The 13,066-nt window shown below is 55.0% G+C and carries 10 protein-coding genes; 6 read left to right on the top strand and 4 right to left on the bottom strand.

The features are described from left to right. Nucleotides 1-7 precede the first annotated feature (7 nt). Complete coding sequence (locus SV7mr_RS20545) at nucleotides 8-1,075, top strand: NHL repeat-containing protein (RefSeq protein ID WP_419187684.1); 1,068 nt, start codon at nucleotides 8-10, stop codon at nucleotides 1,073-1,075. Nucleotides 1,076-1,108: 33 nt separating this feature from the next. Further along, nucleotides 1,109-2,149, top strand: coding sequence for a sugar phosphate isomerase/epimerase family protein (locus SV7mr_RS20550; RefSeq protein ID WP_419187685.1), 1,041 nt, complete (start codon nucleotides 1,109-1,111; stop codon nucleotides 2,147-2,149). 2 nt (nucleotides 2,150-2,151) lie between these two features. On the opposite strand, the gene SV7mr_RS20555 is transcribed toward SV7mr_RS20550, so the two are convergent. Beyond that, nucleotides 2,152-3,906 carry a DUF885 domain-containing protein gene (locus tag SV7mr_RS20555; RefSeq protein ID WP_145276222.1) on the bottom strand — a complete coding sequence of 585 codons (1,755 nt, stop codon included), beginning with the start codon at nucleotides 3,904-3,906 and terminating at the stop codon, nucleotides 2,152-2,154. Between the two features lie 380 nt (nucleotides 3,907-4,286). Next, entirely contained in the window at nucleotides 4,287-5,258 is a 972-nt protein-coding gene (locus SV7mr_RS20560) for a YHYH protein (RefSeq protein WP_419187686.1), read from the bottom strand. 212 nt (nucleotides 5,259-5,470) lie between these two features. On the opposite strand from SV7mr_RS20560, the gene SV7mr_RS20565 reads away from it, so the two are divergent. The 4 genes from SV7mr_RS20565 (at nucleotide 5,471) to SV7mr_RS20580 (ending at nucleotide 9,452) form a co-directional block, all read left to right on the top strand. Beyond that, a complete protein-coding gene (locus tag SV7mr_RS20565; RefSeq protein WP_145276226.1) occupies nucleotides 5,471-6,556 on the top strand; it encodes an alcohol dehydrogenase catalytic domain-containing protein in 1,086 nt (361 codons plus the stop codon). Between the two features lie 562 nt (nucleotides 6,557-7,118). After that, nucleotides 7,119-7,955 (top strand): hypothetical protein, encoded by an 837-nt coding sequence (locus tag SV7mr_RS20570; RefSeq protein WP_145276228.1) that lies wholly within the window; start codon nucleotides 7,119-7,121, stop codon nucleotides 7,953-7,955. Further along, a complete protein-coding gene (locus tag SV7mr_RS20575) occupies nucleotides 7,933-8,136 on the top strand; it encodes a hypothetical protein (protein ID WP_145276230.1) in 204 nt (67 codons plus the stop codon). The genes SV7mr_RS20570 and SV7mr_RS20575 overlap by 23 nt, the downstream gene beginning before the upstream one ends. Nucleotides 8,137-8,408: 272 nt before the next feature. After that, nucleotides 8,409-9,452, top strand: coding sequence for a lysylphosphatidylglycerol synthase transmembrane domain-containing protein (locus SV7mr_RS20580; protein ID WP_145276232.1), 1,044 nt, complete (start codon nucleotides 8,409-8,411; stop codon nucleotides 9,450-9,452). A 94-nt stretch (nucleotides 9,453-9,546) separates the two neighbouring features. Here SV7mr_RS20580 and SV7mr_RS20585 read toward each other — a convergent pair whose 3' ends face one another. Both SV7mr_RS20585 and SV7mr_RS20590 read right to left on the bottom strand, forming a co-directional pair. After that, complete coding sequence (locus SV7mr_RS20585) at nucleotides 9,547-11,748, bottom strand: hypothetical protein (RefSeq protein ID WP_145276234.1); 2,202 nt, start codon at nucleotides 11,746-11,748, stop codon at nucleotides 9,547-9,549. Between the two features lie 266 nt (nucleotides 11,749-12,014). Next, a complete protein-coding gene (locus SV7mr_RS20590) occupies nucleotides 12,015-12,767 on the bottom strand; it encodes a cytochrome c oxidase subunit 3 (protein ID WP_419188489.1) in 753 nt (250 codons plus the stop codon). Nucleotides 12,768-13,066: the final 299 nt, after the last annotated feature.

Genomic DNA, 13,066 nt, shown 5'->3' on the forward strand with positions numbered 1-13,066 from the left:
GATCTTCATGAGTGCCTCCATTCGTCGTCGCCGATTCATCGCGACTGCCGCTGCGACCGCGGCCTGTGCCCCAGCTCTTATCACCGCAAAACGAACCGCAGCACAAGACGTGACCGGGCAAGGGGACTTTCAGTACAAGGTCAAACACGCCTGGCCAGAACTGCCTAGCAAGTTCACTTGGCAGACCACTCATAATGTCGCGGTCGACAAAGCCAATCGCCTGTACGTGATTCACGAAGGCGTTGCCGGCACTGAGCATCCATCGATTTTTGTCTTTGATGATGAAGGCCGTTACATCCGCTCGTTTGGCAAACAATTCCAAGGCGGCGGACATGGCATCGAAGTACGTGAGGAGAACGGCGAAGAGTTCCTGTACGTGGCCGCTTACCAGCAAGTGAAATCCTTCGCCAAGCTTAGCCTGACCGGTGAAACCGTCTGGCAGAAGTACGCTCCGATGGAAAGCGGAAAGTACGCTGAAGGTGAAGCCAACAATCCTCAGAAAATTTGGGGACGCGATCGATTCATGCCGACCAATTTTGCCTTTCTGGATGACGGTGGCTTCTTGCTGGCCGACGGTTACGGCGCGTTTTACATCCATCGATACGACAAAGATGCCAACTGGGTTTCATGCTTCGGTGGTCCCGGCAAAGGCCCTGGCACCTTTCAAACCGCGCATGGTGTTTGGATTGACCGACGCGGTGACCAGCCAACCATTGTGGTGACCGATCGAGCACGAAACACACTGCAACGGTTTACCTTAGCTGGCAAATACATCGACACGCTGCCTGGCTATGGATTGCCAGCCAACCTGGACACCTATGAAGACTTGATGATCGTTCCGGAATTGGTTGCTCGGTTAACGATTCTCGATAAAGACTGCAACATCCTGGCACATCTCGGTTCGGACGTTGATCGTCTTACAGCCGATCGATCCAAAAGCATTCGTCGCGACGAAAGCAAGTGGCAAGACGGCAAGTTTGTCCACCCGCACGACGCCTGCTTTGATCGCCAGGGTGACATCTTCGTCGCCGAATGGGTCTCGACCGGACGAATCACCAAACTGACTCGCGTTTAAAGCAATCCGCAACACCTTGCAGGGACATCAGCGATGAGCGATCACACTCCGTTGGGCAACAACCGAAAAAACCCCAATCGACTTGGACGACGTGAGATGCTGGCTTATGCAGCGTTTGGCGGCACCGCGTTTGCCGCAGCGACTGGAGATGCCGCAGCGCAATCAGCCCCCGCGGCGCAATCGGCCCCTCAGGCGGCCCCCAAACGCAAGTATTCGATGAAAAAGTCGATCAACTTGTGGGCGTTCCCGTACCCCGACAAGATGTCTCTTCGGGAGTGCTTGCAACTGGCAAAGGACGCCGGCTTTGATGGGATCGAACTGAACTACGATCTCGACAGCGAACTGTCCCCAAAATCTGGGACCAAAGAGTTCACGGCGATCCGCCGCGCTGCGGAAGAGATTGGCATTGCAATCAGCGGTTTGTGCTCGTTTCTGTTCTGGCCTTATCCACTGACGAGCAATGATCCAGCAGAACGCGCCCAAGGCATGGAGCTGGCCGGCAAAATGACTCAGGCGGCCCATGACTTGGGCACGGAGAATTTACTGGTCGTTCCGGGCGCGGTTCACATGCCCTGGCGTGAAGATCATGATCCAACTCCCAACGACGTTTGTGACCGGCGGGCGCGAGAGGCGATCGGCAAATTACTGCCTCAGGCCGAGAAGCTAGGTGTCTACTTAAACATGGAGAACATCTTCTTCAATGGATTCCTGATGAGTCCCATGGAGATGGTAGAGTTCGTTGACAGTTTCTCAAGCGAGCATGTTAAGGTTCACTTTGATACTGGCAACATCATGGAGTACCAGTTCCCCGAACACTGGATCCCCATTTTAGGTGACCGCATCAAGAACGTTCACCTGAAAGAATACACAAAGAAAGGCACAGACCATTCGCTGGAAGCCTTTCGCCCCTTGTTAGATGGAACCACCAATTGGCCAGCTGTTCTGCAGGCGTTTGACACGGTTGGCTACGATGGCTACCTAACGTTTGAATACTTCCATCCCTATCAGCATCACCCCGAAGCCTTGATTTATCAAACGGCGGATTCGTTAGATCGCATGCTGGGACTGAAGTAGGATCACTGGCTATCGATGTACTGATCGATTTGTGCTTGCAGCAAGGGCAGAGGAATCGAGCCATTTTGCAAGACCACATCATGGAACTTGCGAACATCGAATCGCTCGCCCAATGCTTCTTCCGCACGCTGACGTTGCTTGCGGATAAAGATCTCGCCGGTCTTGTAAGCCAACGCTTGACCGGGCCAACCGATATAGCGATCAACTTCGGCGACAATATTGTGGCGTGAAAGCGCGGTGTTTTCCGCCATGTAATCAATGGCTTGTTGCCGCGTCCAACCAAGCGCATGAATCCCCGTGTCCACAACCAAACGACTGGCCCGCCAGGCTTCCATGCTCAGCCGACCAAAGTCCTGGTAGGGATCGGTGTAGAACCCCATCTCTTTGCCCAGTCGCTCGCTGTACAACGCCCAGCCTTCAATGAACGCAGAGAAGTAACTCTGACGACGCAACGGATGCAACCCTTTTAATTCAGCTTGAATCGCCAGTTGCAAGTGGTGACCGGGGACGGCCTCGTGAAACGATAACGCTTCCAACTGATACAGCGGACGCGAAGACAGATTGTACGTATTGATGTAATAGAACCCCGCTCGCGTTCCATCCGTTGACGGCGGCCAGTAATACGCCGATGTGGTTTGTGGCGCCACGTAATCTGGAATCTTGCGAATCCCATAAGGCGTGCTGGGGAGCTTGCCAAACAAAGTTGGCAAGCGACCATCCACTTGCTTGCAAATGTAGGAGACCTCACGCATCAACTGTTCAGCAGTCTTGGGATAAAACGTTGGATCGGTGCGGAGGTGTTGAATGAACGCTGGCAAGTCGCCTTCAAATCCGACCGTTTCGCGAATCTGTTCCATCTCGCGGCGAATTCGTGCGTTTTCACGAATCCCGGTTTGATGCAACTCTTCGGGTGACAAATCCAGTGTCGTGAACTTGCGAATCTGAGACTGGTAAAATGCCTTGCCACCGGGCAGAGTGCGGGCGGCAATGTTCTGACGACAAGCCGGCACATAAGTGTCCGCTAGGTACGTTTGAAACTTGGCGTACGAAGGGATCGCGCTGTGTTTGATTGCCGACAACAAGTCCGGTTCGATCTGCTGCCAATCGGCTTTGTCAAGTTTGTCAATCGATTCCAAATTCTTATAGAACAGCGATTGCTTGGGATCGGCAACCACGTGTGCGCCAGCTTGTTCGGCGCTGTCGCGCATGATGATCGCAGGTTGCACCAAACCAGCTTCAATGCCAGCATCCATCAAGGCGATTTGCTCGTCGACAAATCGAGGCAACTCATTCAAGCGACTGATGTAATTCCGCATGTCCTGAACGGTGTCAGGATTCATCACCCGCGGAAGCTCCGGCAAACCGATGTGAAACCCTTCGCGATTGTTGATCGGCATCAAGTGTAACTTCAATCGATAGTCTTCCCGTTCGGACTTTAGCTTGCGAACGACCAAGTCCCAATCGATCCGATCGGAGACCGGCAATGTCAATGGATCGATTTGCAACAGACGCTCGAGAAAGGCAGCGCGCATCTGATCACGACGCTGATAGTCAGCCAGGGACTGCTTGGCCAAACGATCCTGGCCTCGAGGGTCGCCGACATCGGTGGCCAGCTGAGGATATTCGGTCAGCTCAAAGTCCCAGACTTGATCCAAAATCTGCTTCAGCGGCGCGGCAGCGGTTGCACCATCCTGTGCGTTAGCAGTCTGGCCCCCATCAAGCAGACTGTGCAAGACAAGCAAACCAACCAGTATCATCGGTAACAAGAAAACACGCGATCGCAGGGAACGCTGGACAGGTTGAAACCCAATGAAGAAAGACAAAGAACTCTCCCGGCTCGAATGATGCGGTCTGGGCAGTTGACAGAAAATCAACCGCCGTTGGTCTGGTACGCCGTGACGAAATCTTACGTCCCTGCTTTCAAGGCGTGAATATGAGCGGGCGGATTTTCTGATCACCGCCAGAAGAAAGCGGCGCGTTGACCCAACTCCATCAGACGATCGGCAAGCGGCAAGCAGCAAGCGGCAAGCAGTTGGGCGCCGCTGCGGGGGTGACCGCAAAGGTCATGACTTGTGCTCGCAGCCAGCAGAGCAACAATCGAGACAGAGCAGGGGACGGGTTCAGCGTCCTGGTGGGTTCAGCGTCCTGGCGGCGGCCCAAACCCAAAGGGTGGGAATCCTGGTGGAGGCGGACGACGGCCGGGGCGAAAACCTCCCGGCGGCCCACCTCGACGACGCTGAAAGCTTCGATCTGGCTGGCCCTTGAACAGCCGGGGCACGTAGGGAAAGTCTGCCGTCATGACATAGTAGAACGTTCCCTCAGGATACTCGGGGGTCTTTCCTGTCCGCCCATTGAACTCATCCAAGTCGCCGCTGCCAGCCTTGTACTCCCAATCAGCGATGAAGGTACCATCGTATTTGCCTCCGGGTCCGCGATTGCCGGCCGGACGCGTCCCCGCCTTCAGTTCATAACTCGCCTGCAAACGCTTCTTCTGGCCGTCTTCTTCAAGGAGCTCGCAGTCGTAAAGCGGATAACCATCGGCGGCGTAGCCGATCAACGTCATGTTCTTGCCCGCCTTACGAGCATGCTCGCGCAGCGATTCAATCAGCTCAACCGGTCGTCCGTGGTAGTGATAGGCGCCGGTGGGTTGCACGTGAGCGTTGTTGTGATCGAGCCCCAAGTCGATCTTGCCATCAATGACGGCATATTGCCACTGGCTGCCGCGCTGTCCGCGCCAGAACTCTGCCGCCCCCGGGTCGATCGGAATCCCATTGACAGCCACACCAAAGTTCCCCAGCTGCAAAGCCGTTGGTTTTGCTGCGGGCTCCGGTCTCAGCGGCATGCGAAAACGATGCTGCTGGGCGCTGATCCGGTTCGGATTGCCAGGGCCAGGAAACTTCCCCGTCGCATGTGCCGGCAGCCCATTGGAGGTGATGACACGATAGCCATCCATTTCCTGTATGCTCACTTGTGGATCGAATGAGCCGGCTGGATTGCCGATGACAACCTTGTCACTCTGCTGTGGATGTTGATGGCCCTCATGAGCCAGCACGCCGGTGGGCAGCAATAGCAAGCAAACGGCAAAAACAGTGGCAACAAATGGTTTCATGATCATTCAAATGCAAGAGAAAACGTTGATCGACCTCTTCGGTTAGGACGATTCCCTAGACAAGAAGTCACGGACCGAGCGCTGAATCGGCAATCGGATTCAATGCCGCGAACATTCGTTGCCACGAACCTAGTTTACAAAACGAGGCCACGCTTGGTGACACGACACAACCTGACATTGTCAACTGGCGAGTTACCAACTGGACCCCAACCATGAAAGCAATTGTCTACCAAGGTGATGGAAAACTAAGCTGTCAATCAGGGGTTCCTGATCCTGAAATACTCTTTCCCACCGATGTGATTCTAAAAGTGGAAAAGGCCGGGATCTGTGGCTCCGACTTACACCAGCTGCAAGGGCGCGATCCGCTTCGAATCGGCGCGACCTTCGGCCATGAAGTCGCCGGCACGGTCTGTGATGTGGGATCCGAAGTGGCTGATTTCAAGGTCGGTGATCGTGTGTTCAGCCCGTTCTCGGTGAGTTGCGGCAGGTGTTTTTTTTGCCAGCATGGACTGACCGCACGGTGCAACCACTGGCAGGTCTTTGGACATGACGATGGCCGGCCCGGGGGAGACCCACGAGCACTTGGAGGCGCCCAAGCAGAATTTGCTCGTGTTCCCCACGCTGATCACAGCTTGATCGCCGTGCCTGATGAAATGGGGTTCGCCGAAGCCATCTTTCTGGCCGATAACTTCAGCACCGGTTGGAGCGGCGTGCAGCAAGCGCGACAGCTTTGCCAGGGACCGCTGGAGACACTTGTCGTGATGGGTTGTGGCGTCGTTGGCTTGTCCGCCGTTTGTGCGGCAACGTACCTCAACATTCCGCATGTGATCGCCATTGATCCGGTTCAATATCGACGCGAGATGGCACCGTCCGTGCGGTCTGGAACTGGCCAGCTGACCCACCTCAGTTTGCCGGAAGCCCAGTCACTGATCGCCGATCAGTGCGGCGATCGCCACGGGGTTGATGCAGTGGTCGAAGCGGTCGGCAGACAAACGGCGCTTCAGCAAGCGTTTGAGTTGATCCGGCCCTTCGGAACGATCTGCTCGATCGGGATGCATACCGAGCCGAGTCCCATCAGTCCGGGGGACGAATACGGCAAAAATGCGATTCGAGCCACCGGCCGCGCGTCCGTCCGCACCACGGTTCAGGAAATTCTTGGGCTTCGCGAACAGGGTTTTGAACTGCCCGTCGAGACCCTGACCAGCGACGACGCGATCCCCTTCGAAGAAGTCCAGTCAGCCTATGAGCGATTTGGGTCCCGCCAACAAGGTTGCTTCAAACTCATGCTGGAACCATGACTGGAACACTGCACCCGGGACCGAAGGTTCCCCGTACCAGCGAGGCAATCCGATCAAGTCAATCAGGGGTCCAAACACAGGGCCACCCACCTACTTGGCGACTCGAAACCCTGCCGATTGGCGATCAGTTTTAGCCCTGAACTGTCGCAACATCGACATTGGCAGAGTAGTGATTCAACGATTATGACAGATCCGCTAATCCCGATTAGTTAAATTAGGCGATTGAGGCTTTTCGGGCTGTTTTCATTGACAGCAGCAAAAATTGGTAATTATACTCCCGACAGCAGCGACGAGTGGACGATGAGGGCGGAACCCGCGTCTTAGCGAAATGAACCTCGATCGCGTGCCCCAACTATTCACATTTTGCCGAAGTTTTTGTGGACCCCAGGCGTTTCTTTACACACAAAATTTGGACATTCCGACATCTTTTTGAATAAGATAGAAGACCTCATCTTTTTCAACCTGTCGGGACGATCTCCGAATCAATGGTAATGAACCGTGTTACCACAAATTTTGGGTAACGTGACCCCACTTGGACTTCAGCCAGAGGAATGCTCCAACAATGACCTTACTTGGTAAGTCGTTCACCGTTGTCATTTTCCTGCTTAGCGTTGCATTCATGTTGCTCGCGCTGGCGGCGAATGCTACCCATCGCAATTGGCGCGATTTGGTTTTAGGCCCACAGGGCTATAAATCAAAGATCACCGAGCTGTCGGAACTGAACCAACAGTTAACCTCCGAGAAAGAAGCGATCACACAATTACTGAATCGTGAACGGATGGCTCGTCGGTCCGCACTTTCAGCGTTGGAAACTCAGCGTCAGGCAGACACGGCTCGCTTGAAAGATCAGCAAACATCTTTAGAGACCTACATCGCTGCCAACACGGAGTTGATTCAGACCAACGAGATTAACGCACGTGACTTGGAACAGAAGGGTACTCAGGTCGAAGAATTGGGCAAACGCCTTCGTACTGAACAAGGTAACCGTGACGCTCAGTTTCAAGTGTTGCTGACCGTTCAAGACGATCTTCAGAAAGCTCGCGGCTGGGTTGCGGAATTGAAGAACCGCAACGAAAGCCTGCTGAAGCAAGTTGCCGCCTGGACCGAGATTGCTGACCACTACAACCTGCAATTCAACGATCCATTGGATGGTGCTCCACCCGAACTCGAAGGCAAAGTCGTCTTGGTCGATCGCGGAACCGGCTTGGTCTCTCTATCGATCGGCAGTGACGATGGAATCAAAGCGGACCACGAGCTCTATGTCAGCCGTGACCAGCGTTACATCACAAAGCTCAAAATTGTAAAGACCTCTCCCAACCGAGCGGTTGCTGAGATTGTGAAAAGTTCATCCAACGGTTTCGTTCAGGAAGGTGACAATGTCAACACTACCCTCCACTGAGAACCGCAAGCGATCGCCAAGCGTGTACTTGGTCATGTTGATTCTGGCAATGATCTTTCTGTTGATTGCTGTTGTTGCCATGGTCATGGAAATGAACCGCTGGGCTGACGACTACTGGAGCACTAAGCAGCACATGCCAACGGTTCAGGTTGTCGACCAGCCGTCACAGCACTACGCCTAAGTGAATCATTTCGCGTTTGAACGGACACGTTCTTCGCGACAAATCAACGCCAAAGCCATGCTCGGTCATTCGAGCATGGCTTTTTGCATGGTAGGCTTCTCCGCTAGCCGCTAAGTTGCTGGAGCACCACGGTGTGCCGAGCTTCTCAGGTTGAATCATCAGCCAACCGGGCGGCGTCCAACGCTGGCAGTGCCAGCTTCATCATCCCATCAAGACGCCTCAAGCGACCGGTTCCTCCAGGGCTGTGGGGCCGCGCGGGGTCGCGACTCGTTATGCAGTTCAAACGAAAACACTGGATCACATTGGTCAAAATCTTGGTTCCGACCGTGATCTTGATCTTGTTGATCTCGTGGATCACTCCCGAACAGCGCCAGGCTCTTTACGAGCAACCGAAGGACTACGGCCTGCTGCTGGCGGCACTGTTGCTGTCTCTGGTTGCCCTGAGCGTCTCGATCACACGTTGGTGCTGCTTGGTACGCTGTCAAGGCATCAAGCTGTCGCTGATCGAAGCGCATCGCCTGGGCATGATTGGCTACCTGCTGAATTTTGTCTCCGCAGGCACGGTGGGTGGAGACTTTTTCAAAGCCATCTTTTTGGCTCGCCAGTGTCCAGGGCATCGTGTGCAAGCGATCACATCGGTGGTCGTTGATCGTGCGCTGGGGCTTTACGGATTGCTGCTACTGGCTTTAGCGGCATTCACGTTTGGAGGCGACATTGGAGCGGGCCAGGTATCCGATGAACTCAGGCAACTGAGAATCATGACTGCGGTGCTGGCTGGAGTGGGCGCGGTGGGACTGGCCGTTTTAGTGTTTGGCGGTCGCTTGGTGGATCGATTGCTTGACTCCTTGGCCAAGCTCCCCGTGATCGGCTCGCTGACCGTCAAGGCAGTCTCTCCGGTGCGTCAATACAGTGAACACCCCTGGACGCTTAGCCTTTCGCTGATCTTGAGCCTGGGAGTCCATAGTTTGCTAAGCGCCAGCCTCTTTCTGATCGCGATCAGCCTGTACGACGATGCGCCGACACTCGTCCAACATATGATCATCGTCCCCATTTCGATGCTAGCCGGAGCGTTGCCCATCTCGCCCGCTGGCTTAGGCGTTTTCGAAGCGACCTTCAATGCCATGTACGAAGTCGTTCCCAGTGAACCGACGCTGGCATCAGGCACCATCATCGCCTTGTTCTATCTGCTGATTCGCATCCTGATCGCCTTCCTTGGCACGGTGTTTTACTGGACCGCTGGCGATGATGTTCGAGAGTCCATCCAGGAAGCGGAGACAGACGCGGATTCGACCGCAGAAGCACCGACTGGCAACTGACAACGTACAGCGCTGGCAAAGAAAAAGCGGCCGCTGGAAATCAATCCATCAGCCGCTTTCGGTCTGTAAGTTGTTGGTGTTTCGCCGCCAGTCGTCAAGCTGCCGCATGACGGGGATACTGCAGCTGCAGGAGCTGATCGATGCGTTCCTGATAAGCTTGCCGCTCGGCTTGATAGTTTGCGGTCTGCTTTGCCAAGGCATCGCTCAAGCGGCGTGCCTCAGCGGCATGGTCGTCCTGATCATCCTCGGCCAGCTGTAGTTGCAATTGCTGGATCAGCTCATTGGCTTCATCAAGCTGAAGCTTCAGAGTCACATTCTCTGCTTCCGCCTGCTGTTGCAACGCGGCTGAATCGGCAGCGGAGATTGTCGAATGAGCTGCCAACTGCTCGCGTTCGCGGCTTTGCAGCAACTGCACCTGCAACTCGTTCACCTGCCGTTGCCACTGCTGAGCGACTTCTGCGTGAACAGCCTCTCGGATCGATCCGTCATCATCCCGGTTGATTTCGTCGGCCTCGTTGGACTGTTCCGCGAGCTGGCTGACGTAAGCTTCCAACTCTTCGACTCGGCTCTGCGCTTCGGCCCATCGATCATCGGTATGACTGAGATCGGACTTCAACTTACCGATCAGTTCCGACTTGGTTTGCTGATCCTGGTACTGTTTGGCAAGCTCAGAATCCTGCTGATCGGTTTTTTGTTTTAGACCGTCCGTCAAAGCCTGCAACGCGTCGATCTGTTGCTGTGCGTCCGTCATTCTGTGCTGCAGCTGATCATTTTGTTCGGCCGCTTGCAAGGCAATCAGACCACTGGAAACGAGCTCTGCCTGCAACTCTTGCATCGCATCGGCGTTCTTCTGTAACTCAGACTGCGCCGCCTTGTTCTGGTGTTCCAGTTCGGCGACTTTGCCTTGATGAGCTTCTGACTGGTGGTCAATCAGAGCCTCCAGCTGCTGCTTTGTCCGTGCAGCCTGCTCTTGGTGTTCGTCAAAATCAGCTTTCAGCGCCTGGAGGTGGCTGTCTTGTGATTCGATCTGCAACTGTTGTTCAGCGGTCCGTTCGCTAGCCTCGGCCAACAAAGCTTGTAGGGATCGATTTTCGTGAACCGATTCCGCAATCTCAGTTCGCGCCCGATCGGAATACACGGTTTGCAACTCCAACTCCCGTTGGGCTTTGATGGCCAGTGCCACTTGATCTGCCAATTGTGATTCAGCCAAATCGCGTTGCTGCTTCAATTGCTCGTTGGATTGCCTGAGTTGGCGTTCGCTAACGGTTGTCAAAGCGAGCGAACGCATGAGCGAAACCTTTTCCTCCGATTCCGCGCCCAACCGAATGCGACAATCACTTAACTCCTGGTCGGTCACGGCCACCAACTGCCGAAGCTCTTGATGTTCCAGGGAGTACTGGCGACACACGGACTCCAATTCTTGCTGCAAGGATTGCTGCTGACTGTTGAGATCATCAATCAGGTGATCCAAGTCATCGATCTGTAGCAGTTGTCGCTGATCTTGAACTTGCAGCGCGACGACCTTGGCCTGCAGTTGTCGCAGTTGTTGGTGCCAAGCAGTCTGCTCTTCGGTGAACGATTGATAGACCGAATCGAGTTCGCTTTGCAGGCTGTCGATCTGTTGCTGGTCGTTACCACGCACGTCTTGGAGATGTTCGCATAGCGAGACGGCTTGATCATGCGCGACCTGCCAATTCAGGTGCACACTCAGTGATTCCTTGGCTTGTCGTTGCAGGGGATCAATTTTTGCTTTTAAACGATCCAGTTTCTCCTGCATGGTTTGCAGCGTTTGCTTTTGGCAATCGATCAACTGCTCTCGATCCGCCACTGCACTGGCCTGGGCGTGCTCGAGTTCGCTGCGCAGATACTCGCTGCGCGCCGCGGCTTGATCTTCTTTTTGCTTGGCTGCTTGCAATTGGATTTCGAGGTCAGCGAGGCGTTGCTGGAGTGATCGCAACAACTCAGGATCCGATGCCGGGACTTCGTTCAATTGTTGTCGCAAGCCGCGCAACTGGGCGGCCATGGTTTCCATGGCCTGCTGGTAGTACCTTGCATAGTGCTGATGCGTTTGCTGGCGATACTGCTCCATTTGCCAGAGCCAGTGTTCCCGCAGAGCCAGATCATGGTTGATCGAACTAGCAATGTTGCCGTTGGCCGTGATCTGCGATGCAACCGAGTCCGGCCACGGATCGCGGGCCGTCGGTCGTGGGACCGGCCGCGGCGCCAGTTGATGACCAGGCATCGGAACTGAAGCGGGCGAATCCATGTCGCCATCGGTATACCATCGAGAATCCATCGTTTGATCCCATCCCTGGGCAAAAGAGGTTACTGACTCACGCCACACCGCAAATTGCCTGCGCGCATGGTCGCTTGAGTCATCGCTATTGGAGTCGACTGGGCTGAAAAACCAACCACGACGAGCCATTGCGTCTCAATCCGTTGACACCGGCCCGCTGCCGTTGATGCGCAGGGGGACTGCGTCAACGGGTTAGCTGATTCTGCCACCATAGAAAAGAGCCACGTCGACCGCGAGCCCAGTTTAGGATCGCCGACGCGAACAGCCTAAATCGAAAATCCGCCGCTAGTGGCCCAGAAGATGCCCAGCATGATCAGCCAGACCAGATCCAAGAAATGCCAATAGGTGGCCGAGAAATCGATCGGCCAGTGTCGCTCATGATCGTATCGGCCCAAAGTGTTCAGTGCCCCGACGATCCCCAGAGCGATCACGCCGCCAAGAACGTGCAAGGCGTGCAGGACAACCAAGGAAATCACCATGCCAAAGATGCCCACGCCCGTGCCGCGACCATCAGCCATGGCCAACAACATCTCATGAATCGCCTGGCACTGTAGCACGGTGAACAAGATCGCCAGCAACACACTGGAGAGCAACAACACTGACGTTGCAGCGATTCGGTCGCGCCGCACCGAACGGGTCGCCAGATGCGTCATCAAACTGATGACCAACAATAAAGCCGTGCTGATGAGCAGCGATCCCGGCAAGGGAGTCTGCCGCTGGATGGTGTCCCAACGCGTGAACGCGTACAGACCATAGAGCACCATTCCCGCCATGAAAAAGACTGCCAAGGCGACCAGAAACAACCAGCCCCCCTGACGAGCACGGTTATCCACGGGCAGTTGATTCACGGCCCGTGAGCGTCGCTTGACGCGGCGCTGCTTGGCCAGCGGCGATGAATCACCCACCGGCAAAGACGACTGGTCGCGATCGTCAGACGTTGCGTCGTTAGGATCGGAGTCAGAACCAAACATGCAGGCCCAGCGATAGAAACCAGAGAAAGAAAACGGAACCACCAACACAGCGCCCAATATCAAACCGTAAGGTTAAAGCCTAATCAACCGAGAGACCAACGCCTTAGGTGTGACAACCTGTCGCCCCCGACAATCAAGCCGCAAACAAGCTCATGCCGGGCTCCGCCTAGCCACCTGGAGGGTCGCCACCAAACGCTGTGGTCAGGGGACGGTTTTCCCACGGCAGCTCGATCAACGACCCGCCAAACCAGGCAGTGTTTACCGGTATTTTCAGGGGATGCGCCCTAGTGTGAGAATCGTTAGCCAGCTAAAACGATACTCTGTCAGGGCTGGCTCCACGCAACGAG

The organism is Stieleria bergensis (assembly GCA_007745635.1).
GTDB classification, from domain to species: domain Bacteria; phylum Planctomycetota; class Planctomycetia; order Pirellulales; family Pirellulaceae; genus Stieleria; species Stieleria bergensis.